The 17,542-nt window shown below is 70.9% G+C and carries 14 protein-coding genes; 6 read left to right on the plus strand and 8 right to left on the minus strand.

What is annotated here, in order from left to right:
- Positions 1-378 precede the first annotated feature (378 nt).
- From ACEZHJ_RS05320 to ACEZHJ_RS05330, 3 genes are read right to left on the minus strand one after another with little or no spacing between them, the layout of a single operon-like run.
- Positions 379-1,386, minus strand: coding sequence for an NAD(P)H-dependent glycerol-3-phosphate dehydrogenase (locus ACEZHJ_RS05320; RefSeq protein ID WP_018719741.1), 1,008 nt, complete (start codon positions 1,384-1,386; stop codon positions 379-381).
- 13 nt (positions 1,387-1,399) lie between these two features.
- Positions 1,400-1,876 (minus strand): protein-export chaperone SecB, encoded by a 477-nt coding sequence (gene secB, locus ACEZHJ_RS05325; RefSeq protein ID WP_018719742.1) that lies wholly within the window; start codon positions 1,874-1,876, stop codon positions 1,400-1,402.
- A 40-nt stretch (positions 1,877-1,916) separates the two neighbouring features.
- Entirely contained in the window at positions 1,917-2,342 is a 426-nt protein-coding gene (locus ACEZHJ_RS05330; protein WP_018719743.1) for a rhodanese-like domain-containing protein, read from the minus strand.
- Between the two features lie 339 nt (positions 2,343-2,681).
- Here ACEZHJ_RS05330 and ACEZHJ_RS05335 point away from each other — a divergent pair, with 339 nt between their 5' ends.
- From ACEZHJ_RS05335 to ACEZHJ_RS05345, 3 genes are all read left to right on the plus strand, one after another.
- On the plus strand, positions 2,682-3,869 hold the full coding sequence (locus ACEZHJ_RS05335) for a murein hydrolase activator EnvC (protein ID WP_205599844.1): 1,188 nt from the start codon (positions 2,682-2,684) through the stop codon (positions 3,867-3,869).
- A 59-nt stretch (positions 3,870-3,928) separates the two neighbouring features.
- Positions 3,929-5,254 (plus strand): S41 family peptidase, encoded by a 1,326-nt coding sequence (locus ACEZHJ_RS05340; RefSeq protein WP_018719745.1) that lies wholly within the window; start codon positions 3,929-3,931, stop codon positions 5,252-5,254.
- A 152-nt stretch (positions 5,255-5,406) separates the two neighbouring features.
- A complete protein-coding gene (locus tag ACEZHJ_RS05345) occupies positions 5,407-6,174 on the plus strand; it encodes a divergent polysaccharide deacetylase family protein (protein ID WP_018719746.1) in 768 nt (255 codons plus the stop codon).
- 25 nt (positions 6,175-6,199) lie between these two features.
- Here the strand turns inward: ACEZHJ_RS05345 and ACEZHJ_RS05350 are convergent, their stop codons facing one another.
- Positions 6,200-7,135, minus strand: a complete 936-nt coding sequence (locus ACEZHJ_RS05350) for a methylenetetrahydrofolate reductase (RefSeq protein WP_163140730.1) — start codon at positions 7,133-7,135, stop codon at positions 6,200-6,202.
- A gap of 4 nt (positions 7,136-7,139) precedes the next feature.
- Entirely contained in the window at positions 7,140-8,336 is a 1,197-nt protein-coding gene (locus tag ACEZHJ_RS05355) for a glycine cleavage T C-terminal barrel domain-containing protein (protein ID WP_163140728.1), read from the minus strand.
- A gap of 313 nt (positions 8,337-8,649) precedes the next feature.
- Here ACEZHJ_RS05355 and ACEZHJ_RS05360 point away from each other — a divergent pair, with 313 nt between their 5' ends.
- The gene (locus ACEZHJ_RS05360) at positions 8,650-11,217 is read left to right on the plus strand and encodes an FAD-dependent oxidoreductase (RefSeq protein WP_375036311.1); all 2,568 of its coding nucleotides are present in this window, start codon (positions 8,650-8,652) and stop codon (positions 11,215-11,217) included.
- 337 nt (positions 11,218-11,554) lie between these two features.
- On the opposite strand, the gene ACEZHJ_RS05365 is transcribed toward ACEZHJ_RS05360, so the two are convergent.
- Positions 11,555-12,604, minus strand: coding sequence for a GlxA family transcriptional regulator (locus tag ACEZHJ_RS05365; RefSeq protein WP_018717991.1), 1,050 nt, complete (start codon positions 12,602-12,604; stop codon positions 11,555-11,557).
- 308 nt (positions 12,605-12,912) lie between these two features.
- Here ACEZHJ_RS05365 and ACEZHJ_RS05370 point away from each other — a divergent pair, with 308 nt between their 5' ends.
- Positions 12,913-14,646, plus strand: a complete 1,734-nt coding sequence (locus ACEZHJ_RS05370; RefSeq protein ID WP_018717992.1) for a formate--tetrahydrofolate ligase — start codon at positions 12,913-12,915, stop codon at positions 14,644-14,646.
- A complete protein-coding gene (locus tag ACEZHJ_RS05375; RefSeq protein ID WP_163140434.1) occupies positions 14,646-15,200 on the plus strand; it encodes a cyclodeaminase/cyclohydrolase family protein in 555 nt (184 codons plus the stop codon). The genes ACEZHJ_RS05370 and ACEZHJ_RS05375 overlap by 1 nt, the downstream gene beginning before the upstream one ends.
- Before the next feature lie 33 nt (positions 15,201-15,233).
- Here the strand turns inward: ACEZHJ_RS05375 and ubiB are convergent, their stop codons facing one another.
- On the minus strand, positions 15,234-16,904 hold the full coding sequence (gene ubiB, locus ACEZHJ_RS05380) for a ubiquinone biosynthesis regulatory protein kinase UbiB (RefSeq protein WP_018717994.1): 1,671 nt from the start codon (positions 16,902-16,904) through the stop codon (positions 15,234-15,236).
- Positions 16,901-17,536, minus strand: a complete 636-nt coding sequence (locus tag ACEZHJ_RS05385; protein WP_163140436.1) for an SCP2 domain-containing protein — start codon at positions 17,534-17,536, stop codon at positions 16,901-16,903. The genes ubiB and ACEZHJ_RS05385 overlap by 4 nt, the downstream gene beginning before the upstream one ends.
- Between the last annotated feature and the right edge of the window lie 6 nt (positions 17,537-17,542).

Here is a 17,542-nt window from a genome sequence, read left to right on the forward strand (position 1 = left end):
GTGTCACCGTCCCTGGTCGATCGCCGGATCGCGCCGGTGCGGCGCGTCATCGCCTTCCGCCCTCCTGGCGGTCGGCATGGGCCCGGGGGCAGGCCCCGGCCCGGATATCAAAAGCCTACCGCAACGCGGCGCGGATGCCGATATGCGGGGGCCGGTCGAACGTCATTGTGTGACAGCGGGCACATTCGTTCGGCCTGACTGCGGGTATCCGGGGATGGTTTCCCTGGCCGGGCTACCTGGCGCCGTTTTCGGTCTGCCGTTTGGTCTTCCGCACGGAAGAACCCGGCAGGGACTCACGAGTACATCACCGCGCCGGTCGAGGAAATGCCCGGCAATGCGGTCGCGCGTCCTGGAGAGGCAACGATTCCTGGATCAGGACTAGTCCAGCTCCGCCTTGCGGGTGCGGAGCATGAGGTTGCGGGTGGCCTCCTCGGGGCTCACCCCGCCGTCGAGCAGGGCATGGACCTGCTCGCAGATCGGCATCTCCACCCCCTGGGTACGGGCGAGGGCGTGCAGCTCCCGCGCCGTGCGCAGGCCTTCCACGGTCTGGCCGATGGCGCGTTCCGCGGCGTCGACGTCCTCGCCGCGGCCGAGGGCGAGGCCCATGCGGCGGTTGCGCGATTGGTCGTCGGTGCAGGTGAGGATGAGGTCGCCCACCCCGGCCAGGCCCATGAAGGTGCGGTCGGCGGCGCCCATCGCCTGACCGAGGCGCCGGACCTCGGCGAGGCCGCGGGTGATCAGCCCGGCACGGGCGTTGGCGCCGAAGCCCAGCCCGTCCGCGATGCCCGTGGCGATCGCCAGTACGTTCTTCACTGCGCCGCCGAGTCCGACACCGACCAGGTCGGTGCTCGTGTACACCCGGAAGCGCTCGTCGTGGAACGCCCCCGCCAGGTGCTCGGCGACCGCCAGGTCGGCGGCGGCCACGGTCACCGCCGTGGGCAGGCCGCGGGCGACCTCGCCGGCGAAGCTCGGCCCGGACAGGGCAGCCGGCGGATTGTCGGGCAGCAGCCGGGCGGCGACGTGGTGGAGCAGCCCGCCGGAGTCGGCGTCCAGCCCCTTGGTGGCCCACAGCACCGGACAGCCCGCGGGCAGGCAGTCGGCGAGGCGGGCGAGGGTGGCGGCGAAGGCGTGGCTCGGTACGGCCACGAGTACCCAGTCGACGCCGGAGACGGCGGCGTCGAGGTCGTCGGTCACCGAGATCCCGTCGGGGAAACCGATGCCCGGCAGGTAGCGCTCGTTGCTGCGCTGCCGCTCGAGGGCGGCCACGTGCGTGTCGTCGTGGCCCCACAGCGTGACCGCATGGCCGTTACGCGCCAGCACGAGGGCCAGCGCGGTGCCCCAGGAGCCGGCACCGAGGACGGCGATGGCCGAGGGCGTGGACGTCATCGCCGGCGTCCGGTCAGTGCCGGGCCTGCTGGTTCTCGCCGTCGCTCTGCGCCTGCTGCTGGGCGTAGAGCGCGTCGAAGTTCACCGGTGCCAGCACCATCGGCGGGAAGCCGGCCTTGCCGGTGAGGTCGGAGATCGCCTCGCGGGCGTAGGGGAAGAGGATGCTCGGGCAGAAGCTGCCGAGCAGCCCGCGCAGGGTCTGCCCGTCGAAGCCTGCCACGGCGAACACCCCGGCCTGCTCCACCTCGCAGAGATAGGCGGTCTGGTCGCCGAGCTTGGCGGTCACCGTGATGCGGATGGCGATCTCGTAGGTGCCGTCGCCGATCTCACGGTTGCTGGTATCGAGCTCGACGTTCGCCTCGGGGCGCCACTCGGAGCGGAACACATCCGGCGAGTTGGGTGTCTCCAGCGAACAGTCCTTGAGGTAGACCTTCTGGATGGAGAACTGCTGCTGGCCCTCCTGGGCGGCGGTCTGCTCGTTGTCGGCCATGGTGCTTCCTCGCAAGCTGATGACGGTGTGACGGGTGCGTTCAGCCCCGGCCCTCGGTGGGCAGGCCCTTGTCTTCCCACGCCGGGTAGCCGCCGCGCAGCTGGTAGACCGGCTCGTGGCCCATCTCGCGAAGCTGCCTGGCGGCCGCAGCCAGCCCGCCGCCGGCGCCGTAGACGATCACCGGCCGGCCGCGCAGGCGCTCGAGACGGTCGCCGTGCTGCTCGATGTGGCTGCGCGGCGCGTTCACGGCGCCCGGGAGGTGGCGGCTGACAAAGGCGTTCTCGTCGCGGACGTCGACGAACACGGCGTCCTCCCGGTTGTACAGCCGGGTGGCGGTCTCCGGGTCCACCGCGTCGCGGCCCTGCAGGCGCAGGTAGATCTCGTTGGCGATGATGGCGATGATCACGCCGACGGTGGCGAGCACCAGCAGCCATTGATCGGCGGCGAACTCGACAAGCTTGTCCATCGCGGGCCCATTCGAAGTCGTCGTGGATGTGGCCGGCCGCGGGGGCCCGGCACCTTGGTAGACTGGGCATTATACGCACCACCTTGCATGATGGAACGCTGCTGAATCCATGCGCGCAATCCGATGGCGTTACCAATCTTCTCAGGCCTGTTGTCGTGTCTCAGGGCGCCGGCGCGGCAGGGCTCACGCCAGGCGAGCGCAACGCCGCCGCCGTGCCGCTGTAGCGCGCCCTTCGGGCCGGGCCGTGTGCCGATCGGGCTGCGTCGCTCGCGGTTCATGGTGTCCTGCGCCACCGCGCAACTTGCGCCCTATCTCATCGGCACACGGTCCGGCTGACGCATGACACTACGTCTGAGCATATTGGTACTGGTTGCCGTCCTGGCGGCCGGCGCCGCCACGGCGCAGGAGCGCTCGCTCGGCGACACGCGCGAGCGGCTCAGCGACGTGCGCGAGCGTATGAAGTCCCTGGAGCAGTCGCTGCTCGAGCGTCACCAGCGCGTCGACGGGCTGGACGCCGAGCTCCAGCGCCTGGACAAGTCCCTTGCCGAAGCGGACCGCGCCCTGCGCGAGACCCGCCAGAAGCTCGACGCCCACCGCAAGCGCCTGGCGGAGCTCAAGGCCGAACATCAGCGCCGCAGCGAGGCCCTGGCCGGCGAGCGCGGGCGCCTGGCCGACCAGATCCGCGCCGCCTGGGCCTCCGGCGGGCATTCGTTCCTGCGGGTGATGCTCAGCCAGGAGCGCCCGGATCGCCTCGACCGTCTCGCGGTGTACTACCGTTACTTTGCCAATGCCCGGGCCGAGCGCATCGACGAGACCATCGCCGCGCTCGAACGCCTGGAGTCGCTGCAGCAGTCCATCGACGGGGAGCTCGCCCGGCTGCGTGAGCTCGAGGACCGGCGTGCCGGGCAGCGCCAAGCCCTGGCGGAGAAACGCGAATCCCGCAAGGCCGTGCTGGAGAAGTTGCGCGCGGGTATCGACAGTGACGACCAGCGCCTGGACCGACTGCGCGACGACGAGCAGCGCCTGACCGGGCTGGTCAAAGATCTGCGCGAGCGCCTGGAGCAGCAGCGCCGGCGCGAGGCCGCCGAGGACCGCCGCGAGGCGGTTCCGGCGCCCGAGCCGCCGGAGTCGGGCGGCGATCGCAACGGCTGGCCGGTGGCCGGCAAGCTACTGGCGAGCTACGGCAGCTCCCGCTCCGGGGACCTGCGCTGGTCCGGGGTGCTCATCGGTGCGCCCGCCGGTACCGCGGTGCATGCCGTCGCCGGTGGCCGCGTGGTCTTCTCCGACTGGTTGCGTGGTGTCGGTCTGCTGATCATTATTGACCACGGGGACGGGCGGATGAGCCTGTACGGGCATAATCGCGCGCTCTACCGCGAGGCCGGCGACCGTGTGAGTGCCGGCGAGGTGATCGCCGCGGTGGGCGCGAGCGGCGGACAACGCCGCGAGGCGCTGTACTTCGAGGTGCGGGTGGACGGCGACCCCGTCGATCCGCTCGCCTGGCTCAAGCGGCGCGGAAACCGGGGCTGAGGCGTCATCCAGCGGCCGCGACGGCGTGGCCCGCACAGGAACTTAATAGGGAAAAGAGCATGCGTTTTCCGAGAACCCTCTACACCCTGGCCACCGGGGTGCTGATCGGCTTCATCCTCGCCACCGCCCACCAGGTCTGGGCCGAAAGGGGGGATACCGATGCCGCGGCGGCGAAGGTCCCGGTGGAGGAGCTTCGCACCTTCACCGAGGTGTTCGGCCGCATCCAGCGCGGCTACGTGGAGTCGGTCAGCGACCGCGACCTCATGGAGAACGCCATCCGCGGGATGCTCTCCGGGCTGGACCCCCACTCCGCCTATCTCGACCCGCAGGCCTACAAGGATCTGCAGGCGGGTACCAGCGGCGAGTTCGGCGGTCTCGGCATCGAGGTCGGCGACGAGAACGGCTTCGTGAAGGTCATCGCCCCCATCGACGGTACGCCCGCGGAGAAGGCAGGCATCCAGGCGGGGGACCTCATCATCCGCATCGACGGCCAGCCCGTTAAAGACATCAGCCTCAACGAGGCGGTTCACCTCATGCGCGGCGAGCCGGGTACCGACATCACCCTGACGCTGATGCGCGAGGGCCACGAGCAGCCGCTGGAGGTCACCCTCACCCGGGCGGTGATCCAGGTCGAGAGCGTGAAGTCGCGCCTGCTCTCCCCCGGCTACGGCTACCTGCGCATCAGCCAGTTCCAGAGCGGCACCGGCAGCGACGTGATCGAGGCGATCAAGGCGCTGAAGTCCGATGCGGACGGCGATCTCCAGGGCGTGGTCCTGGACCTGCGCAACAACCCCGGCGGCGTGCTCAACGCGGCGGTGGACGTGGCCGACGCCTTCCTCACCGACGGCGTGATCGTGAGCACCCGCGGGCGGCTCGACAGCGCGGAGATGCGCTTCACCGCGACGCCCAACGACCTGCTCGGCGGCGCGCCGCTGGTGGTGCTGATCAACTCCGGCTCGGCATCCGCCTCGGAGATCGTCGCCGGCGCCCTCCAGGACCAGGGCCGAGCGGTGATCATGGGCCGCCGCAGCTTCGGCAAGGGCTCGGTGCAGACGATCATGCCGCTGCAGGACGGTGCGGCGATCAAGCTCACCACCGCCCGTTACTACACGCCCAGCGGTCGCTCCATCCAGGCGGACGGCATCCAGCCGGATGTCGACATCCCGCAGGTGGAGGTGACCGCCGCCGGCAATAACGGGGTGCGCCCGCTCTCGGAGGCGGACCTCAACCGCCACCTCAGCGGCGACGGCAAGCCCAAGGGGGGTGCTGAAGGCGACGCCGAGCAGGCCGAGGCCGACCTGATCAGCCGGGACTATGTCCTCGCCCAGGCCCTGAACCTGCTCCGCGGGCTGACGATCCTGGACAGCCGCGGCGGGCGTCACTGACCGTTCGGGACGTATTGCCCTGTCGCAGTGGCCGTGGGCGCCGCTGTGGCAGGGTGCGAGGAAGCAGGTGTGGCAAGGTCTGCATGACTGACGAGCAACGCTGTCCACCGCGGCGCTGAGGCATGGCGATACGTCCTCCTGAACGGCCAGTAATGGTGCCAGTGCGTGCGGTGCTGGCCTGCCTGGTGCTGTTCGCGGCACCGGCGTGGGCCACCCCGCGGGTGGCCATCATCATCGACGACCTGGGCCAGCGCCCCGGGGACGTGGCGGTCGCGGCGCTGCCCGGGGCGGTGTCCTGCTCGGTGCTGCCCGAGCGGCCCTATTCGCAGCGGGTAGCGCGGGCGGCCCACGAGGCCGGCAAGGAGGTGCTGCTCCACCAGCCGATGGAGGCCATGGGTGCGACCCGTCCGGTGCCCGGGGCGATCACCCTGGACATGCTGGAGGGCCGGGTGCGCTCGTTGCTGGAGCACAACCTGGCGGCCGTGCCCTACGTCAGCGGGGTGAACAACCATCAGGGCAGCCTGATCACCCGCCACCCCGGGCACATGACCTGGGTACTCGACGAGCTGCACGCCCATGGCGGGCTGTACTTCATCGACAGCCGGACCACGGCGGCCACCGTGGCCGAGCGCATGGCGCGGGAGCAGGGCGTGCCGGTGACCCGGCGCGACGTCTTCCTGGACAACGTGCGCGAGCGCGACGCCATCCGTGCCCGCCTGGACGAGCTCGTCGCCCTTGCCCGGCGCCAGGGCCACGCCGTCGCCATCGGCCATCCCTATCCGGAGACCATCGAGGTGCTGCGCGAGGCGCTGCCGGCGCTCGCGGACGCCGGCGTGGAGCTGGTGCCCGCGAGTGCGCTGACCCGCCCCGGTCCGCCGGGTGAGGCCACCGGGCCGCTGCACGCCGCGGCGTCCCGGTAGCGTCCCGCGGCCGCGGGGCCGGCGTTCAGCCGGGCTGCTCCGCGTGCACGCCGGCGGTCCCCGCCGCCACCTCCGCCTCCGCCGACAGCCCGTGCCACTGGCAGAGGCCGTCGTGCAGGGTCGTGAGCCAGTCCCGTGTGGCCGCGACCTCGTTGAAGGTGTAGACGTGCACACCGGCCAGCCCCTGGACGGGATCGCCGAGGCCGTCCACCAGCCCCCAGACCAGGTCATCGCCACGGTACTCGCCGCTGTGTATCAGCCGTCCCACCAGCCCGCGCTGACGCCCGAGGGCCCGGGTGGAGTCGCCGATGCCGATACGCACGGCCACCGAGAGCAGCCGGCGCCGGTCCATGACCCCGGGGATGCCGGCGAGTACCGGCAGGGTCAGGCCCCGTTCGCGCTGACGACGCAGCCACTCGAGCACCGGCGCGGATTCGAAGCACAGCTGGGTGACAACGTAGTCCGCGTTCGCCGCCTTGGCGGACAGGGCGGCATCCAGGGTACGGGTGTCCATGCGGTGGTGGCCCTCCGGGTAGGCCGGCACCCCGATGCGCGCCGGCCGTGGGCTCGCCCCGGCGAGGGTGTCGAGCAGCTCGACACCCCCCGGGAACGGCCCCGCCGGTCGTTCCGCGTCCCCGCCGACCACGAAGCAGTCGTCGATCCCCGCGGCCGCCATCCGCTCCAGCACGGCCTGGAGGTGATGACGGTCGCGTATCAGCCGGGCGGCGACGTGGGGGACCACCCGGAAGCCCGCGGCGGCGAGCCCTTCCGCGGTATCCAGGGTGCGTTCGATGCCGTGGCGCGGTGAGCAGGTCACCGTCACCGTCGCCCCGGCGGGCAGGGCGGAGGCGCGCTCGTGAACGCCCTTGATCGGGAGCAGTTCGAAGCGGGGGGCGGCGAGGGCCGTGCAGGCCCGCGCCGCGTCCGCCGCCGTTGTCGTGGTCGTCGCCGCCTCGTTCATGGCGTCACCCCTTCGGGGTTTCCTTGTTGGGGTCGTGGAAGGGCTTCGGCACTACCACCGCGTCCTGCATCCCGGTGTTCGCCTCGATGCGCAGGGCCGTGCCGAGCTCGGTGTAGGCGGTGGGGACCATGGCGTAGCCGATGTTCTTCTCCAGCCGGGGCGAGTGGGTCGCCGAGGTCACCTTGCCGATGCGCTCGCCGCCGTTGCCGTAGACCGGGAAGACGTCGATCATGGAGCCGTCGGTGAAGTAGCCGATGTTGGGCCCGTCGATCTCCACGCCCACGAGCTTGCGGCTCACCCCCTCGGCCTTGATGCGCTCCAGCGCGGCCCGGCCGATGAAGTCGTCGTCGCCGCGCAGGTCGACCATCCAGTTGTAGCCCATCCCCACCTCGAAGGGGTTGGTGTCGTACCAGATGTCACAGCCGAAGGCGAGGATCGCCCCCTCGATGCGGCGGATGTGGCAGGGCCCGATCACCTGCATGCCGTGGGGCCGGCCGGCCTCGAAGACCCGCTGCCAGAGCTGTTCGCCGTACAGGCTGGCATCGCGCAGGTAGATCTCGTAGCCGATCTCGCCGGAGTAGCCGGTGCGCGAGATGACTACGGACATGCCGTCGATCTCCGCCTCCATCAGGTAGTAGTAGGGGATCTCCAGCACGCTCTCGCCGAACAGATCGACCATCACCTGCTTGGCCTTCGGTCCCTGGACCTGCACCGGGGCCACGTCCACCTCGCGGATGATGACGTCGAGCCCCGAATTGTGGGCGAGGCCCTGGCACCACAGCAGGACGTCGCTGTCGGCGAGCGACAGCCAGAAGCGGTTCTCCTCGACGCGCAGCAGCACCGGATCGTTGATGATCCCGCCGTCCGGCGCGGTGACGAACACGTACTTGCACTGGCCGACCTTGCACTTCTCCATGTTGCGCGGCACCAGACGCTGGGTGAACTCGAAGGCGTCCGGGCCGGCGATCTCGATCTGGCGCTCCACGCCCACGTCCCAGAGGGTCACCCCCTGGACCAGGGCCCAGTACTCGTCCACCGGATCGGTGTAGACGCGCGGGTGGTAGTGGTGGTTGTAGACGCTGTACTTGCGTACCCCGTGGCGCCGCGAGGCGTAGAAAAACGGCGACTTGCGGATGCGCGGATAGAGCAGGATCTCCGGTGCCTGCGCCGACTGCTCGATCTGCTCGATGACCTGGGACATGGCCGCTCCTCCCAAACGATTGCGGAACTGCTTTTGAGGCGATTACGGGACCGACACCGGGTGACCGTCCGTGGCCCAGACGCTAGCGCCAGCGTGAAGCGCCCACGCCCCCGCGGACGACGGCGACTTTCGCGTGGGCGTCATCGCCGCTCCGGGTGTCGGAAACACCAAAAACGGCGTCGTAAAGGCCTGTCGCCGAACGGAAAAACGGTGTCGTCCGGGGACAGCGGAGTGCGGCCGGCATTCTCTAATGTGGTGTCAAAGTCACCCCGGCGGGGCGGCCCGCGACGGAAAACGGGACAGGAGAGCGGCCATGGCGACACTACCCAAGCAGGCGAACGCGGTGATCATCGGCCAGGGCGGCATCGTGGGCGCCTCGGTGGCCCACCACATGATCGGCCACGGCTGGGACGGACTCGTGGGCCTGGAGGCGTCGGCGATCCCGTCGGATGTCGGCTCGACCTCCCACGCCTCCGACTTCTGCTACATGACCTCCCACGACAAGATGAGCTGCTACACCACCACCTACAGCCAGCGCTTCTACGAGGCGCGCGGGCATTACAACCGCATCGGCGGCATGGAGGTGGCGCGGGTCGACGACGATGCCCGCATGGAGGAGCTCAAGCGCAAGGTCGGCTCCGGCAAGGCGTTCGGCACCAACGCCCACCTCATCGGGCCGTCCGAGGCCAAGGAGCGCTTCCCGCTGCTCGAGGAGGGCCTGATCCAGGGGGCCATGTGGGACCCGGACGCCGGCCTGGTGGTGCCGCGCTCCCAGCGCGTCGCCGGCGAGCTGGTCGACGAGGCGGTGGCCAGCGGCCGCCTGCAGGCCTTTGCCAACACCCCGGCGCTCGCCATCGACGTCCACGACGGCCGCGTCCAGGGGGTGGAGACCCACAAGGGCTATATCGCCACGCCGGTGGTCATCGTGACCTGTGGCATCTGGGGCCCGCTAGTCGCCGGCATGGGGGGGGCGCACCTGCCGCTGATGCCCGTCGAGCACCCGCTGCTGTTCTTCGGGCCCTACGACGCCTTCGCGGGCACCGGTCGGGAGATCGGCTATCCCCTGTTCCGCGACCAGGGCAACTCCGCGTACCTGCGCGATACCGGCGACCCCAGCACCTCGGAGGGTGGGCAGATCGAGTGGGGCTACTACGAGCCCACCGAGCCGCGGTTGGTGTACCCGCAGGACATCGCCAGCAAGGAGGAGGCGCGGCTGTCGCCGTCCATGCGCGACCTCGACGCCGACCAGGTGATGAGCGCCTACGAGCGGGCCCTGGAGATCACCCCGGTGCTCGGCGATCTCGGCTGGGACGAGAAGAGCTCGTTCAACGGGCTGCTGTCTGTGACCCCGGACGGCGGTTCGCTGGTGGGCGAATCGCCGGAGACCCGGGGGCTGTGGTTCTGCGAGGCCGTGTGGGTGAAGGACGGTCCCGGGATGGGCAAGGTCTTCGCCGACTGGATCAGCCTCGGGCGCCCCGAGCTCGATCCCCACGGCATCGACATCGCGCGCTTCTACCCGGTGCAGAAGACCCGGGGCCACGTCTACGACCGCTGCCTGGAGACCGCGCGCAAGATCTACGACCCGCCGGTGCATCCCCGCGAGCCCTACGAGAGCGGTCGCAACCTGCGCCGCAGCCCGTTCTGGCCCCGGGAGCAGGCGCTCGGCGGCTACTTCATGGAGGCCGGCGGCTGGGAGCGCGCCCATGGCTACGCCGCCAACGAACACCTGCTCGAGCGCTACGGCGAGCGTGTGCCCGAGCGCGCCAACGAGTGGGACGCCCGGCACTTCTGGCGTGTCTCCAACGCCGAGCACCTGCGGATGAGCGAGCACGTGGGCATGATCAACCTCTCCCACTTCGCCATCTTCGACGTCTCCGGCCCGGACGCCGAGGCGCTACTGGAGTACCTCTCGGTCGCCCGCGTGGGCGGCAACCAGCCCGTGGGCAAGGGCGTCTACACCCACTTCCTCGACGAGACCGGCGGCGTGCACTCCGACCTGACCGTCGTGCGCCTGGGCACGGAGAGCTACCGCGTGATCTGTGGCGGTGACACCGGCCACCGCGATTATGTGTGGATGACGCGCATGGCCGAGGCCCGCGGCCTGGGGCGCGTGCACTTCGAGGACCGCACCGACCAGCTCGCTACCCTCGGGCTGTGGGGCCCGGAGGCGCGGCAGACGCTTCAGGCCCTGGCGGACGACCCGGAGGAGCTGAGCGACGAACGCTTCCCCTTCGCCACGGCGCGGGAGATCCGCGTGCACGGCCTGCCGGTGTGGGCCTTCCGCATCTCCTACGTGGGCGAGCAGGGCTGGGAGCTCTACGTGCCCTTCAGCTACGGCCTCGGCCTGTGGGACGCGCTCTACGAGCAGGGTGTCACCCCGGTGGGCATCGAGACCTACGCCAACAGCCGCCGTCTGGAGAAGAGCCTGCGCCTGCAGAACGTCGACCTGCTCACGGAGTACAACCTCTACGAGGCCGGGCTTGCCCGCCCCAAGGTCAAGGCCGCGGACTTCCACGGCAAGGCCGCCTACCTCGAGCAGCGTGAGCGCGACGGCCAGCCGGCGTACCTCTGCACCATGACCCTGCGCGAGAACGTCGACGCCGCCGGCGTCGCCCGCTACCCCGTGGGCCAGTGGCCGATCCTCGACCCGGAGACCGGGGACGTCCTCGTCGACAGCACGGGCCGGCGCTCCTACACCAGCAGCGTCGTCTACGGCCCCTCGGTCGGCGAGATCATCGCCCTCGGCTACCTGCCCGCCGCCTACGCCCGCGAGGGCGACACCGTGACCATGGAGTACTTCGGCGAGCACTACCCCCTGCGCATCGAGGCGGTGGGTTACCGGGCCCTGTACGACCCGGACAACGAACGGCCGCGGAGCTGAACGGCCATCCCCGGGTCCGCCTCCGCGCGGACCCGGGGCCGGGGATGGCGCCCCCGGTCTGCGATTGCCCCGTCGGATGTCGGAATCCGTCGGCGTGGCCGTCGCCTCGCGTACCCGGCTCCTCAGTGATGTAGGTCGGCTGCTCCTGGCAGCCGACGTCCCCGGCGCGGCAACGCGGGATGTTGGCTGCCAGGAGCAGCCAACCTACAACACCGGTCTACCCTACAGGCATTCCGTAAGGGATTGGCCGGTGGCAAAGCCGATACCCATTGATAATGGCCGTAGGTCGGCTGCTCGAGGCAGCCGACGTCTCCGGTTTTCCGGACTCCGCCGCCGGCTACCCGCCGCTCGCCGCGGCATCGAGCGGCGGATTGGGCCGGCTGCTGTTACCGGGGCTGCCTGCGAGGCGCTCGTAGCGGCGCTGGCGTTCGTGGCTCGGCGAATGGCCGAAGTGGTCGTGGTAGCACTTGGTGAAGTGGGGCGGCGAGACGAAGCCGCAGGCCAGGGCGACGTCGGTGATGGGCATGTGGGTCTGCTGCAGTAGCTGCCGTGCCCGGGTCAGGCGCAGGTCCATGTAGTAGCGCGCCGGCGGGCAGCCCACGTAGCGCTGGAACAGCCGTTCGAGCTGGCGCCGGGACAGCCGTGCGTGGCCGGCGAGCTCGTCCAGCGACAGCGGTTCGTGGAGGTTCGCCTCCATGAGCGTGACGACCTCCTCGAGCTTGGGCTGGCTGTGACCGAGGCGCACCCGCAGCGGCGCGCGCTGGCGGTCGTCCACGTCGCGGATGCGCTCGTGGAGGAATTCCTCGGCGATGGCCTCGGCGAGCTCCGGGCCCTGCTGGCGTCCGACCAGGGTGAGCATCATGTCCAGCGGGGCGACACCGCCGGAGCAGGTGTAGCGGTCACGGTCGATGACGAACAGCTGGGAGGTGAAAGTCACCTCCGGGAACATCAGCGCCTCGTGGATGCTGGAGATGTGTTCCCAGTGCAGGGTGCAGCGGTAGCCGTTGAGCACCCCGGCGCGGGCGAGCACGTAGCCACCGGTGCACACCGCGGCCAGCGGAACCTGGCGGCCGGCCATACGGCGCAGCCACGTCAGGGTCTCGCGGTCGCAGTGGCTCTGCACGTCCACGCCGGCGCAGACAACCACCATGTCGAGGGGCAGAGGCTCCTCGAGGGCGCACTCAACGCGGGTCTCCAGGCCGCTGCTGGCGCTCACCGGTGCACCGTCCACGCTCATGAGGTGCCAGGTGTAGAGGCGCCGGTCCGCGAGCTGGTTGGCCATGCGGAACGGCTCCAGGGCCGAGGAAAAGGCGAGCTGGGAGTAGCCCGGCACGAGCACGAAGCCGACATCCAGGTGCTCTCGCGGTGAGCCGGATAGCGCTGCCATGAGACCCCTCCTCCTAAGGCCTGATGGATCATGTTATTCGGTGGACAATAAGTAAACGCGCCGCGCTCCCCTCCCGGCTTGCGTGTCTGCGCCGCCCATTTACCCGGCGGCGGCGTTTACCGGTGACGCCTCCGGGAAAGGCGTTGCCGCCCCCTCATAAAACCGCCTCCTGACAGAAACTTAGCCCAATCGGGGCGGTGTCGCTAGGACCATGGTGACCGGCGCCGGTGAGCAAACCCGCGGGCCCCGTGCCGCCGATAATCACACCGTCAACGTCCTCGAAACCGATGAACGACGGAGGAGCGGCCATGGCGAGCAACGCGCAGGAAATAACCGGGGCGTCCCGGCCGGTGGCGGGTAACCTCGAGATCGCCCGGGAGGCCCGGCTCTGGCCGATCGAGGAGATCGCCGGGCGCATGGGCGTGCCGGGCGCCAGTGTCGAGCCCTACGGCCGGGGCATCGCCAAGCTGGATCTCGACGCCGTCCGCGCGGTGGCGGACCGGCCCCGGGGGCGTTACGTGGTGGTCTCGGCGATCACGCCCACGCCCCTCGGCGAGGGTAAGACCACCACCTCCATCGGCCTCGCCCAGGGGCTGCACCACGTCGGGCGTACCGCCACCGTTGCGATCCGCCAGCCCTCCATGGGGCCGACCCTCGGGATCAAGGGCGGGGCCGCCGGCGGCGGCTACAGCCAGGTGGTGCCGATGGAGCGGATCAACCTCCACCTCACCGGCGACATCCATGCGGTCACCGCCGCCCACAACCTGCTCGCGGCGATGATCGACAACCACCTCCACCACGGCCGCGGGGTGGACCTCGACCCGCAGCGCGTGCGCTGGCAGCGGGTGGTGGACATCAACGACCGCGCCCTGCGCAGCACCGTCATCGGCCTCGGTCCGCGGGCCGACGGGGTGCCCCGCCAGGCGGGCTTCGAGATCACCGCGGCCTCGGAGGTCATGGCGGTGCTCGCCCTCGCCGACTCGGTTACCGACCTGCGCCGGCGTCTTGGGCGCATGGTGGTCGGCGAGAACCGCGACGGCGAGCCGGTCACCGCCGAGGACATCGGTGCCGCCGGGGCGATGACCGCCCTGCTCAAGGAGGCGATCAAGCCGAACCTGCTGCAGACCCTGGAGCACACCCCGGCGCTGATCCACACCGGGCCTTTCGGCAACATCGCCCACGGTAACTCCTCCATCGTCGCCGACAACATCGGCATCCACGGCGGCGACTTCCTGGTCACCGAGGCCGGCTTCGGTGCCGACATGGGGGCGGAGCGGTTCTTCAACATCAAGTGCCGCGCCTCCGGGTTGACCCCGGACGCCGCGGTGCTCGTCGCCACCGTGCGCGGGCTGAAGTTTCATTCCGGACGCTATCGCGTGGTCCCGGGCCGGCCGCTGCCCGAGGGCATGAAGGCGGAGAGCCCGGAGGACGTGCACGCTGGCGCCGCCAACCTCACCAAGCAGATCGACAACATCCGCGCCCACGGGGTGACGCCGGTGGTGGCGATCAACGCGTTCCCCTCGGACTATGACAGCGAGCATCAGGCCATCCGCGAGATCGCCGAGGCGGCCGGGGCACGGGCGGCGGTGTGCACCCACGTGCGCGACGGCGGCGCCGGCGCCGCCGAGCTCGCGGAGGCGGTGGCTGAGGCCGCCGAGGCGGGCGGTGACTTCGAGTTCCTATACCCGGACGACATGGCCCTGGACGCCAAGATCGAGCGGATCGCCACGCGCATCTACGGGGCCGACGACGTGTCGTTCAGCGCCGATGCCCGGCGCCAGATCGACACCTATCAGCGCCAGGGCTACGGCGAGCTGCCGGTGTGCGTCGCCAAGACCCACCTCTCGCTGTCCGCGGACGCCAGTCTTCGGGGCGCGCCCACGGGCTGGACGCTTCCCGTGCGCGAGGTCCGGCTGTCCGCGGGTGCCGGGTTCGTCTACGCGCTGTGCGGCGACATCCGGACCATGCCCGGCCTCGGTGCCGACCCCGCCGCCGCCCACATCGATGTGGACGAGAACGGCGAAATCACGGGGCTGTTCTGATGGCCGCCCGGGTGGATGCGCTGGACGGCGCCCCGCAGGCCGGCATCGCGGGCTTCCTGGAGGCGCTCGCCGCGCGCCGCTCCGCCCCGTCGGGCGGCGCGGGTGCGGGCCTGTCGCTGGCCACCGCGGCGGCGCTGGCGGCGATGGCCGCACGCTTTGCGGACACGCGCATGGCCGACGCCGCGGCACTGGCGGGGGAGGCGGACGCGATCCGCGAGCGCGCGCTGGTGCTTATGGACGCCGATGCGGAGTCCTTCGCCCCGGTGCTGAAGGCCAGCCGCTGGGGCGATGCCGGGGCGCTGGAGGACGCCCTGGAGGCGGCCTGCGAGGTGCCGCTGGAGGTACTGGAGACGGCGTTGCGCCTGTGCCGCATGGGCGACCGGCTGGTCCGTGAGGGCAATCCGCGGCTGGTGGGCGACGCCCGCGCGGCGGTGGCGCTGGCCGCCGGGGCCGGGCGGGCCGCGGCGGCGCTCATCGACGAGAACCTGGACGGTGACCGGGACGACGGCCTTGCCGCGCGCACCGAGGCGCTGGTCGCGGCACTGCCGCCGTGAGCGGCCACGGGAGGTCTGCCTGAGCCCGCCGGGCTAGCGTCGCGGCCAGGCGCTCAGCCAGAACAGCCCGCCCAGGGCGCCGAGCACCAGGCTGGCGAGCGGCGTGCCCGCAGCGACCATTACCGGCGTGTAGCCGTCCAGCCCGGCGATGATGAACGCCGAGAGCACGAGGCTCGCGCCGATCACCGCGGCGAAGTTGCGCCGGCCGTTGCGGCGCACGTCTTCGCGCAGGCCCTCCAGGGTGCGCTCCTGTTCGGCGACGCGCTCGCGCAGCTGCTCGGCCTCGGAGAGGGCGGCGTCGAGCCGACCGGGCAGACGCGGCAGGTACTCGCCCCACTTGGGCAGCTCGGTGCGCAGGTTGCGGATGAGCGCACGGGCGCCGAGCTGCTCGCGCATCCACTGCTCCATGTAGGGCTTGGCGGTGCGCCAGAGGTCCAGGTCGGGGTAGAGGTCGCGTCCCAGCCCCTCGATGGCGAGCAGCGTCTTCTGCAGCAGCACCAGCTGGGGCTGGACCTCCATGTTGAACCGTCGCCCGGTCTGGAACAGCCGCAGCAGCAGCGCGCCGAAGGAGATCTCGCCCAGCGGGCGCTCGAAGATCGGCTCGCAGACCACGCGCATGGCGGCCTCGAACTCGTCCACCCGAGTGTCCGCCGGCACCCATCCCGACTCCACGTGCAGCTCGGCGACACGGCGGTAGTCGCGGTTGAAGAAGGCGAGGAAGTTTTCCGCGAGGTAGCGGTGGTCCCGCGGGCCGAGGGTGCCGATGATGCCGAAGTCCACGGCGATGTAGCGCGGCGTATCCGGCTCGTCCGGGTCGACGAAGATGTTGCCCGGGTGCATGTCGGCGTGGAAGAAGCTGTCGCGGAAGACCTGGGTGAAGAAGATCTCCACGCCGCGCTCTGCCAGCGCCTGCATATTCACGCCGCGTTCGCGCAGGGTCTCCACGTGGCTGATGGGGATGCCGTGGATGCGCTCCATGACCATCACCCGGGTGCGGGTGCCGGGCCAGTAGACCTCGGGCACGTAGAGGAGATCCGAGCCCTCGAAGTTGCGCCGCAGCTGCGAGGCGTTGGCCGCTTCGCGCATCAGGTCGAGCTCGTCGTGGATGGTCTTGTCGAACTCGCGCACCACCTCCACCGGGCGCAGCCGGAAGGCCTCGCGCCAGTAGCGGTGGGCCAGCCGGGCGATGGTGTAGAGCAGCTGCAGGTCGCCGTCGATGGTGCGCTGGATGCCCGGGCGCACCACCTTGACCACCACCTCGCGCCCGTCGTGAAGCACCGCGCCATGCACCTGGGCGATGGAGGCGGAGGCCAGTGGCTGCTCCTCGAAGCGCGCGAACATCGCTTCCAGCGGCTGGCCGAGTTCCGCCTCGACCAGGGCCCGGGCGCGCTCGCCGGGGAACGGCGGCACCCGGTCCTGCAGCCGGGCGAGCTCGGTGGCGATATCCGGGGGAACGAGGTCGCGCCGGGTCGAGAGGATCTGGCCGAACTTCACGAAGATCGGGCCGAGGTCCTCCAGGGCGCAGCGGATGCGCTCGCCGCGGGACTGGCGGTAGCGCCGGAACCAGCGCCAGGGCATGAACAGCCCGAGGAAACGCAGCGGCCGGAATAGGTGGGTGGCGAGGATGACCTCGTCCAGGCCGTGCTTGATGAGGATGAGGTTGATGTAGATCAGGCGCAGCAGCAGCGCGGGACGCAGGATCACCGCTCGCCTCCCGCGCCGCCGCGGCGGCGCTCCAGCCGCCGGATGCGCGCCTCCAGGCGGTCCGTGTCGGCGCGCAGGCGGTCGACGTCGCGGATGAAGGCGTCCGCCTCCGCCGCCGGGGGCAGCAGCCGGCGCTCCTCGGTGAGGTAGGCGCCCACGTCCTGGACGAACGCCGCCGCCGTGCGCTCGCCCCAGCGGCGGCCACCGCGCACGCCGCGGCCGACCTGGTGAGCGATGACGTCACCGGTGATCCGCGAGAGCTGTTCCTCCCAGTCCACGTCGAGCTCGGTGAACAGGGCGCGGACCTCCTGGATCACGCCGACGTCGCCACGGAAGACCACGTCCCGGCTGCGCCGGCCGCGGGAGGTCGCGAGCGTCGCCAGCCCGGCCAGGGTGGCCTCCACCTCGGCGTCGGCGGTCTCCGCCTCGCCCGGCTGTGCCAGGCGCAGGCCGTCGGCGAGGAAGTGCACGCGTGCGGCCACCGTCGGCTCGCTCAGGCGTACCGCGAGGCTGCGCCCGGTGAGCGGCACGAGCCGGTGCGGCGTCTCCGGGTCAAGGGCGAGCACCCGGTTGAGCGCGCCCTCGACGACGCGCATCACACCGGTGCCGAGCATGCCGGGGGTTTCCGTCATAGGGCC

Origin of the sequence: Arhodomonas sp. KWT2, assembly GCF_041949875.1 — a bacterium.
Classification (GTDB): Bacteria; Pseudomonadota; Gammaproteobacteria; order Nitrococcales; family Nitrococcaceae; genus Arhodomonas; species Arhodomonas aquaeolei.